General features: G+C 53.5%; 19 protein-coding genes. 8 read left to right on the top strand and 11 right to left on the bottom strand.

Translation table 11 applies throughout. The annotated features are described in order from the left end of the window. Positions 1-23 precede the first annotated feature (23 nt). The 3 genes from HX448_RS06935 to HX448_RS06925 all read right to left on the bottom strand — a co-directional run bounded on the left by HX448_RS06935 (position 24) and on the right by HX448_RS06925 (position 3,711). The gene (locus tag HX448_RS06935) at positions 24-842 is read right to left on the bottom strand and encodes an adenosylcobinamide amidohydrolase (protein WP_102329991.1); all 819 of its coding nucleotides are present in this window, start codon (positions 840-842) and stop codon (positions 24-26) included. Further along, entirely contained in the window at positions 817-2,229 is a 1,413-nt protein-coding gene (locus HX448_RS06930; protein ID WP_102329992.1) for a B12-binding domain-containing radical SAM protein, read from the bottom strand. The genes HX448_RS06935 and HX448_RS06930 overlap by 26 nt, the downstream gene beginning before the upstream one ends. 66 nt (positions 2,230-2,295) lie before the next feature. Continuing rightward, positions 2,296-3,711: a B12-binding domain-containing radical SAM protein gene (locus HX448_RS06925; protein ID WP_102329993.1), complete on the bottom strand. Its 1,416-nt coding sequence runs from the start codon at positions 3,709-3,711 to the stop codon at positions 2,296-2,298. 218 nt (positions 3,712-3,929) lie between these two features. On the opposite strand from HX448_RS06925, the gene osmF reads away from it, so the two are divergent. The 8 genes from osmF (at position 3,930) to HX448_RS06885 (ending at position 11,086) form a co-directional block, all read left to right on the top strand. After that, on the top strand, positions 3,930-4,868 hold the full coding sequence (gene osmF / locus HX448_RS06920) for a glycine betaine ABC transporter substrate-binding protein OsmF (RefSeq protein ID WP_102329994.1): 939 nt from the start codon (positions 3,930-3,932) through the stop codon (positions 4,866-4,868). Further along, entirely contained in the window at positions 4,869-6,017 is a 1,149-nt protein-coding gene (locus tag HX448_RS06915) for an ABC transporter permease (protein WP_102329995.1), read from the top strand. Continuing rightward, on the top strand, positions 6,014-7,099 hold the full coding sequence (locus HX448_RS06910) for an ABC transporter ATP-binding protein (protein WP_102329996.1): 1,086 nt from the start codon (positions 6,014-6,016) through the stop codon (positions 7,097-7,099). The genes HX448_RS06915 and HX448_RS06910 overlap by 4 nt, the downstream gene beginning before the upstream one ends. Beyond that, on the top strand, positions 7,062-7,841 hold the full coding sequence (locus tag HX448_RS06905) for an ABC transporter permease (RefSeq protein WP_102329997.1): 780 nt from the start codon (positions 7,062-7,064) through the stop codon (positions 7,839-7,841). Before HX448_RS06910 ends, HX448_RS06905 begins: the two co-directional genes overlap by 38 nt. A 147-nt stretch (positions 7,842-7,988) precedes the next feature. Continuing rightward, entirely contained in the window at positions 7,989-8,762 is a 774-nt protein-coding gene (locus HX448_RS06900) for a basic amino acid ABC transporter substrate-binding protein (protein ID WP_102329998.1), read from the top strand. Positions 8,763-8,812: 50 nt separating this feature from the next. Further along, positions 8,813-9,640 (top strand): amino acid ABC transporter permease, encoded by an 828-nt coding sequence (locus HX448_RS06895; RefSeq protein ID WP_102329999.1) that lies wholly within the window; start codon positions 8,813-8,815, stop codon positions 9,638-9,640. A gap of 1 nt (position 9,641) precedes the next feature. After that, positions 9,642-10,382, top strand: coding sequence for an amino acid ABC transporter ATP-binding protein (locus HX448_RS06890; protein WP_102330000.1), 741 nt, complete (start codon positions 9,642-9,644; stop codon positions 10,380-10,382). Between the two features lie 62 nt (positions 10,383-10,444). After that, the gene (locus HX448_RS06885) at positions 10,445-11,086 is read left to right on the top strand and encodes a DUF998 domain-containing protein (RefSeq protein ID WP_104201588.1); all 642 of its coding nucleotides are present in this window, start codon (positions 10,445-10,447) and stop codon (positions 11,084-11,086) included. A gap of 52 nt (positions 11,087-11,138) precedes the next feature. Here HX448_RS06885 and HX448_RS06880 read toward each other — a convergent pair whose 3' ends face one another. The 8 genes from HX448_RS06880 to HX448_RS06845 all read right to left on the bottom strand — a co-directional run bounded on the left by HX448_RS06880 (position 11,139) and on the right by HX448_RS06845 (position 18,423). Continuing rightward, entirely contained in the window at positions 11,139-13,298 is a 2,160-nt protein-coding gene (locus HX448_RS06880; RefSeq protein ID WP_102330002.1) for a DUF4129 domain-containing transglutaminase family protein, read from the bottom strand. After that, entirely contained in the window at positions 13,295-14,521 is a 1,227-nt protein-coding gene (locus HX448_RS06875; protein ID WP_102330003.1) for a DUF58 domain-containing protein, read from the bottom strand. Before HX448_RS06875 ends, HX448_RS06880 begins: the two co-directional genes overlap by 4 nt. A 29-nt stretch (positions 14,522-14,550) precedes the next feature. Next, complete coding sequence (locus tag HX448_RS06870) at positions 14,551-15,540, bottom strand: AAA family ATPase (RefSeq protein WP_226846898.1); 990 nt, start codon at positions 15,538-15,540, stop codon at positions 14,551-14,553. Between the two features lie 79 nt (positions 15,541-15,619). Next, positions 15,620-16,021: an SRPBCC family protein gene (locus HX448_RS06865; protein ID WP_102330004.1), complete on the bottom strand. Its 402-nt coding sequence runs from the start codon at positions 16,019-16,021 to the stop codon at positions 15,620-15,622. 30 nt (positions 16,022-16,051) lie between these two features. Continuing rightward, a complete protein-coding gene (locus HX448_RS06860) occupies positions 16,052-16,597 on the bottom strand; it encodes a peptidylprolyl isomerase (protein WP_226846683.1) in 546 nt (181 codons plus the stop codon). Positions 16,598-16,639: 42 nt separating this feature from the next. Next, positions 16,640-17,191, bottom strand: a complete 552-nt coding sequence (locus tag HX448_RS06855; RefSeq protein ID WP_226846896.1) for a peptidylprolyl isomerase — start codon at positions 17,189-17,191, stop codon at positions 16,640-16,642. Between the two features lie 169 nt (positions 17,192-17,360). Then, positions 17,361-17,573, bottom strand: a complete 213-nt coding sequence (locus HX448_RS06850; RefSeq protein ID WP_102330006.1) for a YgaP family membrane protein — start codon at positions 17,571-17,573, stop codon at positions 17,361-17,363. A 76-nt stretch (positions 17,574-17,649) separates the two neighbouring features. After that, positions 17,650-18,423, bottom strand: a complete 774-nt coding sequence (locus HX448_RS06845; RefSeq protein WP_102330007.1) for a DUF502 domain-containing protein — start codon at positions 18,421-18,423, stop codon at positions 17,650-17,652. Positions 18,424-18,532: the final 109 nt, after the last annotated feature.

Raw genomic sequence — 18,532 nt, 5'->3', positions numbered from 1 at the left:
CGAAACGGTTAGTGGGACAACGATTATCCTTGGCCTCGCACTTTATTGATAGCCTCGGTAACACCGCGGGTGACAGCCCGGGCAATCAACTCGCCCAATTTGACCTGACCCGATACATAGAAGCATCGATCGCCATTCCCCGGAACAACGCAGACCTGATCGGTGCTGGTCCCCGTCGCGAGCAATTTGGGATTGTAGGAACTTCGAATGTCCAGATCCTGGAGGGCTGCGGTCTTGGCCTCGGTGATTGTAATAAAGCTGCTTGCCATGGCTGCTTGTCCTAAGTCTGAGGAGGTGAGGACGATGATGTTGATAGTGCCGGGCTGGGGTGGCTCCTTATGATCGAAAGGCTGCCATAGTCCTTTTCGTTCGATTCCATATGCGGCATCCCTGCCTATCCTAAGGGCATTGGTCTTGACGCCGGCGGTGACCCAGGCTTGCACCCACAATTCCTCAAATGTCTCCTCGACCACAACGTGCTTGTGCATGTCTACGCCGGTGAAAAGAAGCGCCGTCTTTTCACCGGGGGCCACTTGCTTCAGCATCTCGCGGTGGATCCAGCGCGTGTATTCCCAATAGGTGCGGTTAGTATTGTCAACGGCGCGCCAGGATTCCGGCGGGTGGAAGCAGTTAAGCACGGAGGTAACCTTGCGGTAACCCTGGTAAGCGCACAGGACCCACTTGGGCTGCGGCAGGCGGAGGACCAGGGTGTTGGCGGGGTAGTCCCAGACGCAGTGGCCGATGATCTCGGCTTTGGTGCCGTGAAACTCGCCCAAATGCTCACGGTATGTGATTTTCGACACAGGATTTTTTGAATCAGCCGTACAAGGGTCGGGTGACATAATACCTCCACCAGAATCGGATGACGCGGAAGAACTCCTTCGCGCTTGGGTTGACGGGGATATAGAAGGAAAACATTCCGTGCCGCAGAGCGAAGAACGTCCTCCGCCAGAAGTAGTATTTTACCAGCTTTCGCTTGAAAGCGGCGGTCATTTCTTTGGGCACTTCGGACCACCGGGCGCCGCAATCAGGTTGCGATATAAAAGCCGCCCATTCCTCGGTCGTTTTCGGGGGCTCAAGGCCGCGAGCGATGCAGTAGTTATAAAGCTCGGTCCCGGGGTAGGGCAGGAAGGAGACATACTGGTATGGCGGGTTGCCGAGTTCTTTTATGAGATTCTTGGTAGCCTCGAAGTCCGCGACGGTTTCGGTCGGCAGTTCCGAGATCAGGTACAGCTTGGGCAGGATCTTGTATTTGACGAGGAGCTTGAACGTCTGCTTGATGTCCTCGAGTTTGGCTGTCTTGCGGATGAATTTCAGCAGCCGCGGCGAACCGCTCTCCACGCCGAAGCCGACTGAAGCGCAGCCGCTTTGCTTCATTAGCCGTACGTCCTCCTCAGTTAGGCCGGCGCGCGCGTCGCAGTCCCAGCGGATTTTCATTTTCTTTTCGATGACCAGCTTGCAGAACCGATGCAGCCGCGGTCGGTTGTGGCAGAAATCGTCCTCGAAGAAGCGGAAGAGCGGCACGTCGTAGCTCTTCTTGAGGGTCTCCATCTGGGACACGATGCGTTCGGCGGAGAATTCGCCGAGTTGGCCCTTATGAAAGGGCGGGTTGTAGCAAAAGATGCACTTGCTGGGGCAGCCGCGGGAGGTGTTCAGGGATTTTTCCCAGTAATCCTCCATCGGCACCAGGTGCCAGGCTGGGTCCGGCAGTTCGTCGAGGTTTTGGATGAAGGGTCGGTCGGGGTTGATGATGACCTTGCGATCATTTTTGAATGCGAGGCCATTGATACTCGACAGGTCGGATGGCTGCCGTTTTTCGAGGTGGTCCACCAATTCCAGCATTGTGTACTCCCCGGGGCCGATGACTACGTAGTCTACATAATCCTCGGCCAGGGTCTGCTCGGGGAGCATACTCGGGTGGACGTTCCCCCAGACCACTTTTATCGAGGGATCTAGGCGCTTGAATTCTATCGACTGCGCGATAGCCTCATAGATGATTCCCCCGACCGAAACGGAGAACCCAACGAGTTGCGGATTGAGGGACTTGAAGAAATCTGCCGGTTGCCGTGCGTCGACCTGTTGGTCCCAGATCATGACCTGGTGGCCGCCGCGCTCCAGAACCGCGCCAATGAAAAGTAGAGAATTGGGCAATACTGTCGGCTGCAGAGACCTCGTTTTACCGAGGAAACCTTCGAAACGTTTGGCAGGGTTGACTAATAAGACGCGCATTGGCTCATTTTTTCAATTTGTCATTCTGGCCCTGAGCGAAGCGAAGGGGAAGAATCTCAATCTAGATTAACGTAATTGCCCTCGTAATTTTCCCTCCGCCACCGGCCGAGTATTGAAATAGAGGATGAACCGCTTTATGCCTTTCCACAATTCCTTAGGCCATGGCTTCAAACGGGTGAAATAGAGTGGCATATGGCGCAGGGCAAAGCGCAACGGGCGCAGGAAATACATGTCGCGCAGGTCGTCGAGGGCTTTATCCAAAAGCACAGGAGGTACGAGCAGGTATCTGGGGTTGATGGCGCGCAGTGTCACAACGTTCGCCCATTCTGCCAGGCTTGCAGGCTCCTTAAGCAAACCCTCTTTAAGGCAATACTCATAGAGTGCGGTTCCCGGGAAGGGATTGTAAGGCATGTACTGGTACGGAGGCTTGTCCAGTCGCTTGATGAGATCTTGCGTTTCCTTAAACTCCTCAACGGTCTCTGTGGGCAGTTCGGCGATGAAGTAGAGGCGAGGCATAATCTTGTGGCGGGCTAGGCGTTCAATCGTCTCCTCGACAGCTTTCACTGTGATGCCTTTTTTGATGAACTTGATGATCCTGGGTGAACCGCTCTCGATGCCCAGCCCCACACTGACGCAGCCCGCTTTGGACATCAGACCGATATCCTCGTCTGACAGTCCGATTCTCGAGTCGCAGTCCCATTGCACCGGCATTTTCTTTTCGATCATTAACCTGCAGAACTCACGCAAACGCTCGCGGTTACAGGTGAAGGTGTCCTCGAAGAAACGTACAAACTTCACTCCATAGGTTGTATGAAGATGCTCGATTTGGGAAACGATACGGGCAGCGGACAGGTCGCCGGAGTAGCCTCTGTAGAAGAGCGGCGAGTAGCAGAAGGTGCATTTGCTGGGGCACCCACGCGAGGTATTGAGGGATTTTTCCCAGTATTTCGGCACGTCGATCAAATGCCATGCCGGATCTGGGAGGTCGTCCAGATTTTTAATGAATTCGCTCGGCGCGTTGACAACGACTTTACCATCATCCTTCCAGGCCAGCCCTTTGATCTTATCGATCGAGGGTGAACCGGTTTCCAGGTGGCTGGCTAATTCGGCCATCATATATTCGCCGGCGCCAACGCAAAGATAATCGATAAATTCTTCGGCGATCGTCTGTTGCGGCAGGACGCTCGGATGGACATTCCCCCAGACCGTTTTCACGTCCGGCAAATACCTTTTGAATTCCTTCGTCTGCTGGATGGCTTCAGCGATGTTCGGACCGGACAGGACGGAAAAGCCTACAAGTTGCGGTCCCCAATCGATGAAATCCTTGGGCCCGCGAAGGTCCACCTGGTTATCGTAAATACGCACATCGTGCCCCGCCTTCTCCAGCACCGCCCCGATATAGAGCAGGCTGTTGGGGAAAACACTGTGATGGCCGAAGGTGGCAAGATGCTTGCGGGCTGGATTGACCAGAAGGATTTTCAAACAGAATTCTCCGAGAACGACCTTACTGCAGGTGACGGTACACGCCGGCGATGACCCATACCGCCAGGTAGATGACAACAACCGCGCTGATAAGCACAATCACCATTTGCGGGAATTATGCCTTATCGGTCTAAGAAGGCGCAAACATACGTTTTGACCTCATTTATCAATCACCTACAATGAGAACGGAAAGCTTGAATAACAGACGGAATTCGCGAATGAAAATCAGGTTCCTGATCCTTTTAACGGCAATAATTCTCGCTCTGTCGTTCTCGGGTTGCGGCAATGCCCCTGTTTCTACCACGACCAAGGGACCTATCACCGTCGGTTCAAAGGTTGACACCGAGGGAACTCTGCTGGCGCAAATTATCATACTCATGCTCAGGGATTACGGTTTCACTGTCAATGATCGTTCTGCTACCGGGCAGACTCCTATCGTCCGAAGAGCCCTGCTCAACGGTGAAATCGATATTTATCCCGAATATACCGGCAACGGCGCTTTCTTTTTCAACCTGGCGGATTCTCCGGTGTGGCAGGACTTCAATGCGGGATACCAGAAGGTCAAAGAACTGGATAAAACTGCCAATAATGTCATTTGGCTGCAGCCTGCTCCGGCCAACAACACTTGGGCCATCGCCGTGACCAAGACATTCGCCGATAATAATAACCTGAAAACAATGGATGATTTGGCAGCCTATATCAACAACGGCGGGGTATTCAAGCTGGCGGCTTCAGAAGAATTCCTGACCAGCCAGGTCGCTTTACCGGCCTTCGAGGCTGCTTATGGCTTCAGTTTAAGGCCCGATCAGCAGGTAGTCGTCTCCACCGGCGGAACTGCGACAACTGAGAAAGCGGCCGCTGAGGGGACCAGCGGCGTGAACGCGGCTATGGCCTTCGGGACCGACGGCGACCTGGCAGCGCTGGGCTTGTTGATCCTCGATGACAACCGGCATGCCCAACCTTACTACGCTCCCGCGCCGATCGTTCGTGGTGTTGTATTCGATAAATATCCCGAACTGGCGACAATTTTGAATCCCGTTTTTGCCACCCTCGATCTGCTGACTCTCCAGACGCTGAACGCTCAGATTCAGGTGGAAGGCCGGGGCGCTGCCGCCGTAGCCCGGGATTACCTGAAATCCAAAAACTTCATACCTTAAATGCAAAAACTCGAGATACATGCAGTTGCCGCAGCCGCTGTCGTTCTCGGGATTTCAGCGGCTTTTCTCGATTGGTTCAGTCTCAACCCTAACCGGTTGGTCTCCGGGCAGGGATTGGGATTTTTCGAAAGCCTCGGTCTGGTTCTAGGGACTCTGCTGTTAGGGTCATGGGTAGTCATTCTCTCAATTGCGGCGATTCGAAAATCCTGGTCAAAATATGCCTACCCGGTTTTGTTTTTCGTGGTTTTATTCGAAGTTATAGGTGGTTCCGGTCTTGCTGCCACAAGGCACCTATCCGGTGCTGGCGTCCTTTCTCGCGTCAGTCTCTCTGGCGGGTTCTGGCTTTCCCTCCTGGCGGTTTACCTTCTTTATTTCGTGTCCACCCGTAAAGGTCATCCTTTCAGCTCCCTGGTAACGATGCTTGGCCCATTGGCCGTCCTGGCAATCCTGGCGTCAGGCTGGTGTGATGGTCTCTCGGTCATCGTGGAATTCAATGCGCAACGTACCAGGTTTGTGGCTGAACTCTGGCGTCACCTGTCCATCTTCGGCGTTAGCCTGGCGGCTGCCACCGTGATCGGCATTCCGTTGGGGATCTGGATTTCTAAGGGTAGTAAAGCAGCCCGACCTATCCTATGGTTTCTCGGTATAGTCGAGACCGTGCCAAGCCTCGCTTTGTTCGGTTTACTCCTTGTGACTTTGGCAGCTATCCGGGACTTATTGCCTGCGCTGGGCATTTCGGCCATCGGTTTTCTGCCGGCGGTAATTGCCATTACCCTCTACGCGCTGTTGCCGATCGTACAGAACACCTACACCGGCATCAGATCGGTTGCTAATGAAATTTGTGATGCCGGGTTCGGGGTTGGCATGAGCCGCTTTCAACTTCTGTCCAATGTCGAATTGCCGCTGGCGGCTCCGGCCATCGTGTCTGGCTTGCGCATCGCCGCCATCCAGGCGGTGGGTGGCACCACCGTCGCTGCCTTGATCGGCGCCGGTGGCCTTGGCTTTTTTATCCTTCAGGGCCTCGGCCAGGCTGCCTCGGATTTGATCCTGTTGGGGGCTCTGTCCGTCACCATTATGGCATTGGTTGTTAATGCCTTCTTCCAATTCATCGAGGACCGGCTGAGTCCCGGGCAGGTGGCCGCTGCATGATCGAACTCCTCGATGTATCAAAAGACTATGGCACGACTCATGCCCTCCGCGGTGTTTCGATAACCATCCCGAGGGGACAGGTTACCGTGCTGATCGGGCCTTCGGGCTGCGGCAAGACCACCTTCCTTCGCGTGATCAACCGCCTTGTGACTCCAACTGCCGGTAAAGTGTTGATTGACGGCCAGGACAACACGGGTATCAAATCGGAAGACCTTCGGCGAGGCATCGGTTACGCCATCCAGGGAGTGGGTCTGTTTCCCCATTGGACGGTCGCCGGAAACATCGCCACCGTTCCCAAGCTCATCGGCTGGCAACGGGAGCGCATCGAAAAGAGAGTCCGGGAATTGCTGGAACTGGTCGGCTTATCACCTAAAGATTACGCTAACCGCTACCCTGCCGAACTATCCGGTGGCCAGGCGCAGAGGGTGGGTGTCGCGCGGGCTCTAGCCGCGGATCCCCCTATCCTCCTCATGGACGAGCCCTTTGGTGCGGTAGACCCGCTGACCCGGATCCGACTCCAAAATGAATTCATGCGCATACAATCGAGATTGAAAAAGACGGTCATTTTTGTTACCCATGACCTTGAAGAGGCTATCCGTCTCGCCGATCGCATAGCTATCATGGCCGCCGGAGAAATCGTTCAATATGACACGCCGGAAAATATCTTATCAAAGCCTGCCAACAAATATGTGCATGATTTTGTCGGCACCGACCGAGCCCTTAAACGCCTTTCTAGGTTTAAAGTAGCCGATTTCGTAAAACAAACTTCCGCGATAAGACTGTCAGATATCGACAAGATTACCGCTCAGGCGAATCGATTTTCCTGGATCATCGGAGACAGGGGGGAATTCAAAGGCTGGTTAGATGAAACGATGTTGGGAGCGGGAAATCCTTCTGATGCCGTGGTCATCCCGCAGGATGATTTCGCCCTTCCCCGGGACGCTTCCCTCCGCCAGGCTTTGTCGATAATGTTAGGTCAAGGAGTGCGCGCGTTGCCCGTGGTGGACGAGTCGGGGATTTTTCTGGGAGAGGTCACACTTGCCGATGTCGAAAAAGCAACGACCGATAGCAAAGCAGCCTGAGACTCGCTGGATCTGGCTCGGGCTGTTTACCGCCCTCTTTATTCTCGTTGTCTCGAACGACACTTGGTGGCGGGATGCTTTCGGTTTTTTGTTCCCTTCCCAAACCGAGGCGTTGCACCCCCGCGCTCCTTTGCGGATTTTCCTCTGGGAACATCTCCGTATGGTGGGTATCTCCTCATTCCTTTCGATGGCAATCGGAATCCCTCTGGGTATCCTTACTACCCGGGCTTGGGGGAAAACCCTTAATCCCCTGGTCGGCCACCTGACTTCGCTGGGGCAGACGTTCCCGCCCATCGCTGTTTTGGCGCTTGCGGTGCCCGCGCTTGGTTTCGGCCTTAAACCGGCGGTTTTAGCTTTGTTTCTATACGGACTTTTTCCTATCGTTTCCAGCACCTCGGTCGCACTTTCCGGCGTACCGCTTACCGTGCTGGATTCAGCCAGAGGCATGGGCATGACTCCGGTCCAATCACTCTTCAGGGTGGAAATCCCGTTGGGTCTGCCTGTCATATTAGGAGGCATTCGCATCTCGGTCATGGTCAATATTGGGACGGCCATGATCGGTGCTTTAATCGGGGCAGGCGGCCTCGGGTCTCCGGTAATTGCTGGTCTTATCCAGTTCAACCCCGCTTTTATCCTTGAGGGAACGCTTCCTGCTGCCTTCATGGCGATACTCGCCAGTGAATTCATTACCACACTTGAGCTCAGTGCTGCCCACCAGCCTGAACCGGCTACCGCCAGTTGAAAAGCACCCTTATCATTCTCGGGTGTGACGCCCGAATCTGGCAATTTTTCTTCATAAAAGACGAGAAAATAGCCTCAAAAACAATAGACATAATATGGCCTGATAATGTAAACTTGGGCATTCTGAATCTACCTAAGGAGGAAAATCGTGAAAAAGCTTACCTGGTTGGCAGTAGCCGTTGTAGCCATATTGGCTTTGGCGCTGCCGGGTTGTTCTAACGGCGGGACCACTGACACAACTACTACTGCTGGTCCGCTCAAAATCCGTGTCGCCACCGATGCCACCTGGGCGCCATTTGAGTATGTGAACGAGACCACAAAAAAAATTGAGGGCTTTGACATCGACCTACTAAACGCCATTGCAGCCAAAGCCAATTTGGAGATTGAGTACATCAACGTCGGTTTCGATCCGCTGCTTGCCGGTATGGCGCAGGGAACTTACGATGCCGCTATCTCTTCGATAACCATCACCCCTGAACGCGCCGCCCAGATGATGTTCTCCGATCCCTATTTCACGGCCGGTCAGATGATCACCGTCAAACTGAACAACACCACGATCACCGGTCAGGCATCGCTTTCAGGTAAAAAGATCGGTGCCCAGTTGGGTACAACCGGTGAAGTACTCGCAAAAGACATTCCGAATGCCACCGTCAGGTCCTATGACGAAATCGGGTTGGCTTACCAGGATCTTTTGAACGGCCAGATTGACGCTGTTATTTGCGACACCCCGATAGCCAACAACTACGTCAAAAAGAATGCGACCGCCCTGAAAACAGTTGGATCAGCTCTTTCCACCGAGGATTACGGTATTGCCGTCGCCAAGGGTAAACAAGATTTGCTGACCAAGATCAATTCGGGCTTGTCCCAGATCAAGTCCGATGGGACCATCGAGCAGCTCGTTACCAAATGGCTCGCAGGATAGCTTCTTGAAGTAGAGAGGGTGCGAAAGCACCCTCTCCCTTTTTGCAACAGATGAAACAAGAAGAACCCGTTGTAACGCCAAAAGAAGAACTAAAATTCGTCACCGGCGGCGAGGTCAACATTCGCCAGGACCCCTGGTGGTGGTTGGTCGCCGGCGTTGCCGCCTTGATCATTCTCCTTGTCGTGATCAAGCCGGACCCGTTTAAAAACATCGTTTCCTTCGTTTCCGACGGAATCGCCATCACCGCACTCGTTACCGTGGTTTCTTACGTTTTGATGGTAGCACTGGGACTGGTGGGTGGCCTGAGCCGACTGGCCAAGAATAAAATCATTTTTGGCGTCGCCACTCTTTACGTTGAAATTATCAGGGGCGTTCCGCTCCTGGTGCAGCTCATAGGCTGGTATTTCGTATCTCCCGTTGTCGTCCAGAAAATTGGTGCCTGGATCCACGTTGGAGCCCTGGAGAACTACCAGGCGAATCCGATTGTTACCGCCATTATCGGCATCACCGTTTGTTATGGCGCCTACATGAGCGAGATCGTTCGGGCAGGCATTCAGAGCATCCCGAAGGGGCAGATGGAAGCCGCTAGGAGTCTTGGCATGAGCCACTTCCAGGCCATGCGATTCGTCGTGCTGCCCCAGGCGTTCAGGGTCATTCTTCCTCCGATGGGCAATGAGTTTGTCGCCCTTTTGAAGGATTCGTCGCTCGTATCGGTCGTGGCTGTCGCCGACCTGACCCGGAGGGGCAGAGAAATCATGGCCACTAATTTCAGCCCCATTGAGACATGGACCATGGTGGCGCTGCTTTATTTGATCATGACCCTTTTTGCCGCGCGCATCGTTTCATTTATCGAACGAAAGACCCGTTATGAGAAATAGCATGCCAGAGCCAATAATCGAGATCGAAGATGTCCACAAGCGTTTCGGCCGTGTTCACGCTCTTCGCGGCGTCAGTCTTACCGTCGAAAAGGGTGAAGTCGTGGTCATTATCGGACCTTCAGGTTCTGGCAAGTCGACCCTCCTGCGTTGCATAAACCGGCTCGAGGAATACAACTCGGGCAGAATTTCCGTCGATGGAATTCCGCTCGACAGCACTGAAAATATCAACGCGGTGCGCCAGGAAGTCGGCATGGTTTTCCAGCAATTCAATCTTTTTTCGCACCTGTCCGTGATGGATAACCTCATTTTGGCACAAATGCAGGTCAGAAAGCGCAGTCGTTCGGAGGCTGAGGGCATAGCCCGTGAACTGTTGAAAAAAGTCGGCATCCCGGAAAAAGAACGGGCATTTCCCGGGCAGCTTTCGGGCGGTCAGCAGCAGCGGGTGGCTATTGCCAGAGCCCTGGCCATGAATCCGAAAATCATGCTGTTCGATGAACCCACCTCAGCCCTTGATCCCGAAATGATCAAGGAAGTCCTGGACGTCATGACCGGCCTGGCGGCGGAAGGCATGACTATGGTAGTAGTGTCCCACGAGATGGGCTTTGCCAGGGCGGCGGCAGATCGTATGATATTCATGGACGAAGGCCGCATCGTCGAGATGGCTTCTCCGAACGATTTTTTCATCAACCCCAAAGAAGAGCGCTCACGCGCTTTCCTGTCAAAAGTTCTCCATATTCATTAGGACTTATCCACAGGCAGCGACGGATTTTTAATTTTGCCCCGAAATTCACATATAATTAAATTGTGATTCGACGTCGTCTGCATGAGACTATCTCATCATCTCTTCCCATCATTTGCGGTCTGGCCGCGGCCACCGTCGTCATTTGCGATGCCATGGGAGTCAGCCTGAATTCCGGCTATAACCCGTTGAATGAATCCATCAGCGACCTGGTATTCTATCCTTGGGGATGGCTGGAACAACTCGGCATGGCGGCTGCTGGCTTCACCCAGATTATGTTCGCGGCATTTATCCTCTCGTCTAAGTCCGCCAGGACAAACCATTGGGTGAGAATCTCCGGTCTTATTTTTGCCGTGATGAGCATTGGGTTCGGGATAATCACCGTTTTCAAGACCGATCCGGGGTTGGGTATAGAGTCGTTGGGCGGCGGAATTCATGTGACCACAGTGATCGTACTAGCCGCGCTATTCCCGATCAATTGTTACCTGCTTTCCAGGGCCATCGGCAACAATCCGGATTCGGCTACAATCCTGCACTTCTCTTATTTAATGGCCGCCATTGGTGGGCTGATCGCTTTCCAGTTGCTGCCCTTGAACCCGATAAGATTCATCGGTATCAGCGAAAGGTTGCTTGCGGGGGTAAACCTGGCCTGGATCGTATTTGCCGGCTCGCACCTGCCGCACCTAGTCGATACACCGGTCAAATAGTTATTGAACTGTTCATTTGGGGTGAACAGAGAGTTTATCTTTTTCGATTCTTTTATTTGGGATAAAAGAACCGGCCGCGAATCAGACCGGCGCTTAGTTTTTTCCAGGTGTCCATCAGTTCATCTCTGCTGGCAATATCGGCTGACCCCGGACGTCCGTAGCGGGAGCGGGCAAAAGCATCAGTGATTGCCGAGATTTCGGTCGCTTCGGCGGTCAACTTGAGACCCAACCGGCGAGAATACTCTCCGGGGGTATCGGCAGGGCGGGCTTTTTCGCCGTAAAGCCCGCCCAACCACCTAAGGCGGACATACATCGCCTGCGGATTTGGCGCTCGCGTGAGGTAAATGGTCCCGCCTCCTGCCGTCAGGACTAACCCGGCCAACAATCCCCAAAGGATCCAGGAGAAATGAAAATCACTGCTTGGACTGTACGGAGAAGTGCCTGGAGGATTTTGAGGCGTCTGGGGGTCGTCCCCGATGATTGGCGTTGTATCGGTGTCGGGTGGAACAGTGCCCCCGGGTATTTGGCTCGAAAACCCGGTGAAGTTATCCGTTGGTTTCCCTGGCGTGGCCTCGGCGAGAACCCAGCCGTAGTCGGGAAAATATACTTCGGCCCAGGCATGAGCGTCGCGGCCGTAGATCGACAAGTTCTTGCCGTCTGCATCGACCTCGGATCCGAGGTAACCCTGGGTAAACCTGGCGGGGACGCCGGCGGCTCTGAGCATCACCACCAGAGCCGATGCGAAGTTGACGCAGTTGCCTTGTCTCTCAGCCAGGAAGGCCGCTACGCCGTCTGTGTTCCCGTTGATTAGCGTACCGTCGATTTCATATTTAAAATTCAGGAGATAATTTTCTATGGCAACAACCTTGTTATAGGTCGAAGTCCCGGTCGTTGAAGAGGGAATTCCACGCGTCAGTTGTTGGGCAAGGGTTTTCACTGACCGGGGCAAATTGGCCGGTAATTGCAGATACCTTTGGGTGATCCATTCGGGGTAGGAGCTGTTAGCTTTCAAAAGATCAGCAACAATTGCGACTTGAATTTGGGAGACCACCGCGTATGAGGAGTAAGCAGATAGTATCTTGGTCGCCGCCAATGAAGAAATATCGATTCCGCTCATTGCCGGCAGGCTCTTCGCTAGAGTCGAAATGTCCAGCGTCTCAGGTCGGCCGTTGACCAGGATAATATCGGTTTTTACCTCACTTTCAACCTTATAATGAACGGTGGCTGCTTTTAAGGGCGGTACGGCTTCCCCGAGGGATTGATTTGCCGGTATGCTGGTTTCGTTGAGCGGGCTGTTGCTCCACCCGCCGGCAGAATATGTATCGTAGTAACGAGTTGCGAAATATCCGGGCATAGCCGGAGTAATAATGAATCTGACGGTGTCACCGAGGTCTGGTGACTCCCCGAAACTCACTGTTTCCTGTGTGGAACTCAATATCGTTTTGACTTTGGACGGTACTGCCTCAAAAACATTGAAACCATTGTTTTTGATCGCGGAATAAATGGCACCACCATCGATGTTCAAGTCGAGTGTTTCAGCTGGAGATTGGGGCAGTGCAAAAGCCCCCAGAGTCACAGCTACGCAGATTAACGTCCCCGGGATTATTTGGAGGGTGCGGTTTCCTGAGCTTTTTTTACGGTCGAACTTCGCCCAGTTAGTCTGGACGATCAGCGCCAGACCGAGGACCGTGAAAAGCGGCAGCACGTAGGAAAAATCCCTTGGTAAATTGACCAGATTTAGAATCGCCAGAATGCACCCGAGGCCAAACGCTATCCAGCCGTTCCTCCGCCGCACAGCATACCAGGCGCCGAAAGAGCCGATCAGCCAGGTAACTATTACCAACACCATAACGAATGCCGCCGGATCTCTGGCCGGTTCAGCCAGGGCAGCCAGCCACCGGGACCAGGCACTCGAGCTGGCAACTTCAGGCATCGCGCTCATGGATTGCCAGATGGAGACGAGCAAACCGGTGAAAACCATGATCGGCATCGCCAGGCGTTGCTTCATCCCGGTTAACGCCAGAAAAGTGCTTAAGGCTATTCCGGATAAAAGGACCAGCATGAACGAAGGGTTTGGATTGAACCATTTGGCGGACTGCAGCGACCAAACGGCCACCCCCAGGGAGGCGGCGGTCAAGGCAGCGCTCCAGAGGACGGCGCCGATCGATGAGATGCCGCGGATATACTCATTTGGACGCGATCGAATTGTCATGACCGGCTAGCTCCCTCCAGCCAGGGCGTCGCGTTGGCCGCCTTGTCCAGGGACTGTTTGAAGGTTTCGGCGCGCTTGAGGAGATACACCGGTGCTCCTAGTTGGGTCAGCGTCCTGCCGGCCGCCGCCGGGCTATACCCGCCGAAATCGGCGCCGTCGATAAGAAAATAAGCCGCCGCGCAGCCGCGGGAGTTCAACTGATGAAAACTCTCTATCAGCGAACTTCCCGGCGATGGGGTGATGATGATCACCGTGGAATTTGAGCCGAATAGTCCCTGGTGTCTCGCCAGTAATTCGGAGAAAGAGAACGACCCGTTCGGCGTTACGACCGCGAGGAAATCAAGGATGTCCGTCAAATGTTCCTGGCCGGTGTTTGAAGGAAATACGACAGGTTCGGTTCCGGCGGCCAACAGTCCGAAACGGTATCCGTGCGAGATATATTCCTTAGCCAGAGATGCCGCCAGGGTGACGGCGTATTCGGCGGTGGAGTCATCCTCTCTTCCCGAGTGATTGCTCCCCATGTCCAGGATTACCCAAAAATTTTCGGGGTGGTGGCGGGATCGGTCGGCATCAAAAACCTTAACCATATACCGGCCGGTGTGGGCCGTGCTTCGCCAGTGGATGTGACGCAGGCTATCGCCGGTGGTGTATTCCCTGATGTTGGAAGCAGAAGCCGACAGTGATTCTGGCATCCGCTTTGATAGCCCGCTGCCGTTCAGTCCCAGCAAGGAAAATGGCGGCAGCGGCACAGTCAACGGGTGGACGAGTATTTCTGAGGACGATCCCAGCTGGATATCCCGCCGGAATAAGCCGAAAGGGTCGCCCAATTGCAGGCTGAAGGACCCGAGATGGAAGCGGCCCCTGCGATTCAGGGGGTAATCCGCCTGCCAGGCTGTCGCCTTGCCTGCCCACAGGTCCATGGTGGTTGTTACATTTCCCCCGGGGAGATCATTGTTGGCTTGAATACTGATGCCGGGTTTCGGGAGAAAGCCCTTAACCGATATCGAAACCTGTTGGCGCAGGGACATGCCAACCTGGGCGCGGTCAGGGAGGGGAGTTATGCTGAAGGAAATTCCTCTCGAGGTGAAGGCAACCCACAAAAATCCCAGGGCAAGCGACAGTGACCAGGCATAAAACACCCTGAGGACCAGCACTGATCCTGTCACAGCTACTGCCGCTGCTAGCAAGCCGGTGACAGCAATTAATCCCCACCGTTTACCCATCCGCCGTACCCCTCAAATGAGAAGTTGTTTTACCTGCCCGAAGCCCCCGGAACTGGGATTGTCGTAATCAGTTCGCTGATAATTTCACGGCTGCCGGTTTTGTGGGCGCTCGACGGATCGAGCACCAGCCGGTGGGCCAATACCGGCACCGCCAAGGCTTTGACGTCATCAGGTAGAACGTAGTCCCGTCCAGACAGTAGGGCGTGCGCCTGGGCGGTTCGGAACAAAGCCAGCGAGCCCCTGGGTGATACTCCAAGGTACAGTGCCGGGTGTTTCCGGGTGGCGCCGGAAATGGATACTATGTATTCGCTGACCAGCCGGTCTACGAATACCTCTTTGACGATCGTTTGAAGAGTGACCAGGTCCTCGGCATGGATTACCGGTCCAAGGTCCTCTATCGGATGATGGCGTCGCTGGTTTTCGAGGATTGTCAGTTCACCGGCCGGGTCCGGGAAACCGAGGGACAAACGGAGGGCAAAACGGTCGAGTTGCGTCTCGGGCAGGGGAAATGTGCCTTCATACTCGATCGGATTTTGGGTTGCCAGTACATGGAACGGCGCCGGCATCGGATGGGTTATGCCATCGACGGAAATCTGGCGCTCCTCCATACATTCGAGCAGCGCCGATTGAACCTTGGGCGTCGCCCGGTTGATCTCGTCAGCCAGGACGATCTGAGCCATTACCGGGCCCGCCCGGAATTCGAAATCTCCCGATTTCTGGTTGTATACCGTCGTCCCTGTGATATCTCCGGGCAGCATGTCGGGGGTGAACTGGATGCGTTTGAAAGAACACTCCAGCGAGCGCGCCAGCGCACGCGCCAGCATCGTTTTGCCGACGCCCGGTGCGTCTTCTATCAACAGGTGCCCGCCGCTCATGACGGCTATGACCGCCAACCTGATGGCTTCGTTCTTACCTACTATTACCTTGCCGACGTTCTCGACTATTTCAGCTGCGGAACGGTAGGCCCAGGAGAAAGTCTGATCAGCCTTTTTTGAAGCCGGAAAACTTTCCATAACCATGTCTTTCATTATAAGTCAGGGCAGCCTTTTCTGGAAAGGCCGCCCTGATTCAGGTTCATACAAGTGATCGTAGCTTGGCTCAATGCCCGTCTTTTTCCAGGTATTCACGAAGGCGGTCCCAGTAGAAATCGTGCCAGCCCTGAGAGATTTCCTCGGCGAATGTCTCCGGCACCCCTTCCTGGGTCAGGCGTAGGGTAGTTACTTCGTTTTTTCCTTGAAGTTGAATGGTTACGATCGAGAAAACCCCGGGCGGCCAGTCCGATGCTCGCCAATCTTGCACGATCTTTTTCCCGGGAACGATCTCACGGAAAGTGCCGCTAATGTAATCGCCGTAAGCCTTGAAACGTCCTCCCATCCTGGCGTCGATCGAAGCCGTATCGCCGGTGAATGCCGAGTGCTGTTCGGAATTCATCAGCGCATCGTACACCCGCCTTGCCGGGGCTTCGAATACCGCCAGTTGGATTATGGTTTTGTCGGTCATTGTCAACCAATGGGCTGAGAAAACCTGGGCCTACATTTCCGAGATTTCGATAGACTGGATTACCGGAGGGTCGACAGGGCTGGACATCTCGCCGTGAGGAGAACGCCTGACCGGAACGCCGGCGATCTTTTGAACGATATCCATACCTTCGATAATCTGACCGAACTGGGTGTAATTCGGGCATCCGTCGAGGCCTTTGGACTGCGGTCCGGTGCAGATGAAAAACTGGCTGCCATTGGTATTCGGTCCGGCGTTGGCCATAGCTACGATTCCCGGATCATAGGAATGCTTGACCGGGAGTTCGTCGGCAAATCTGTATCCCGGACCACCGGCTCCGCTGCCGGTGGGATCTCCGGTTTGGATCATGAACAATTTAATAATGCGGTGAAAGATCACCCCGCTGTAAAACCCCTGCCGGGACAAGAAGACGAAATTATTGACCGTTTTGGGGCTTTCCTTGGCGAACAATTGGACCTTGAACGTTCCAAGGCTCGTGTTCACTGTGGCTGTATATTTTTTTGCCGGATCGATCTCCATGGCGGGTGGTGTGTTCCAACGTTTGGCGGATTCGGGCATCGGATTTCCTTTCTCGAAGTATTATCTCTTACCTATTTTAATTTAAGCTTTTTCGATGGTGATCTTGATGATGTAAGGCGGATCGACAGGTTTGGAGACTTCTCCGGCTCCGTTATTGATTACCGGCACGGCTTCTATCGCCAATACGACGTCCATACCCGACACCACTCTCCCGAATTGGGTATAGTTGGGGGTCTGATCCAGGTTCCTTGCCATCGACCCGGTGCAGATGAAAAACTGGCTGCCGTTGGTGTTCGGTCCGGAGTTGGCCATAGCCACGATGCCCGGATCATAAGGTCGTTTGGGCGGCAGTTCGTCGGCGAAGGTATAGCCCGGACCGCCGGCCCCGGTACCTGTCGGGTCGCCGGTCTGGACCATGAAGTTTTTATAAATCCGATGGAAAACGACCTTGTTTCCGGTTGTTTGGTCGTAAAAGCCCTTGTTGGTCAGTGAAATGAAATTCTCGCAAGTTTTTGGGGCGTCCTTGGTGAAAAGTTCGATCTTGAACGATCCCATGTTGGTTTCGATGGTCGCATAGGTGATTTTGGTGCTGCAGCCAGTTACTGCCAATAAGGCAAGCAACGCCATTATCATTAGGGCCTTAATAGAATGCATTTGTAATCCTTTTAAGAAGATGTTTTAGCTTAATCATACGGGAAATCGGTTTATTTTACCAAGGATTGAGGTTTGATTACAGCTAAAATCCCTCTACAACGAAGGGATATTTTGAGAGATAATCCTCGGAATTTAAAACCCGGACCAATCAGCTCTGGTCAGGTTTGCGGGTGGAAATTTTAAACAGTGCATATACTGGGCTATATCCAATCACCGCGGTCAGGATCAGAATGGCGCCCAGAAGCTCAAGGATCCCATCGGCAACGCCTTCAACAACGAAATTGGCGATCACGAACAGACCTATGCCGAGAACCGCCCTGATAAGGCCATCTGTCGGCCCGAGATTTTGTTTCAACTTCATATTGCTCTCCGAAATGGTTTAGGGATCTTATTTTATCGCTCTTTGAATAACCGTCTACAGGTTGATGAGGCAGGGATTACTCAGATTGTATTTTCATCTTCTCCTGTTCTTCCAGTTTGCAGGAACTGATCTTGAGGTTCTCAACCTCCGAGAGTGAAATAGGAACGCCTTGAGGCAGGGCGCCTTCTCCCAGAACTTCCTGAGGAGCACCGACCGCAGCTCGATAGCCGTCCGCGAGCCCGAAAGTGTGGCATTTGTCAGGCGTAACCATGCCGCAGGACACAATCATACGCATGGCGCAATCAACGGCAAGCTCAGGTCTGACAATTTGATGCTCGCGAAGCAGTTGGAGGAATCCCGAAGTCGGGTTCGGTGACCCGGGAACATAGACGACGAAGATCTTTTCCCCCCTGTCGTCCTCCAATTCGTTCGTGATGAATGCCAGGGATTTTACGCCTTTCTGCGGAAAATCAACGAGCACCGCTTCTTTAAACGCGGCATTTTTAGCGCCGCCAAGTGAAGACATAACCTGCTTGGCGCCAGTGTAAACCTGTGAAAAAATGGGCACGTGCTCCAGTCCCTTGTCGAGAGATTTAAGCACGAAACGGCCGAGGTAGTTGTGAAGAATCAGTCCTATGAGCAAGATGAGGACGATGGTGCTTGCTAGCCCCAAGCCTACGATCTCTCTACCGAAGAACAGTTTTATGATCGGTTGGAGGAACCCATCGATAGTGTTGAAGACCCAGAGCAAGATTACAATTGCGGCTAGGAATGGGACCAGGAATAACAGACCTGAAATGAAGTCTTTCCTGAGAGAAGTTAGAATCGGATTATTCTTTTTTTCTGCCATGTTGCATTTTACCTTACAAAATATTATGGCAGAAATCCTGGGTGTTTGAAATAAGTACAATTACCTATTTATAACAGTTGCGTTACTAGTTCTCCACTTTCAATTGTGA

It is taken from the genome of Dehalogenimonas etheniformans, from assembly GCF_014672715.2.
Taxonomy (GTDB): domain Bacteria; phylum Chloroflexota; class Dehalococcoidia; order Dehalococcoidales; family Dehalococcoidaceae; genus Dehalogenimonas; species Dehalogenimonas etheniformans.
The sequence above is the reverse complement of the archived record's forward strand: the minus strand, read 5'-3'. Positions and strand labels throughout refer to the sequence as shown.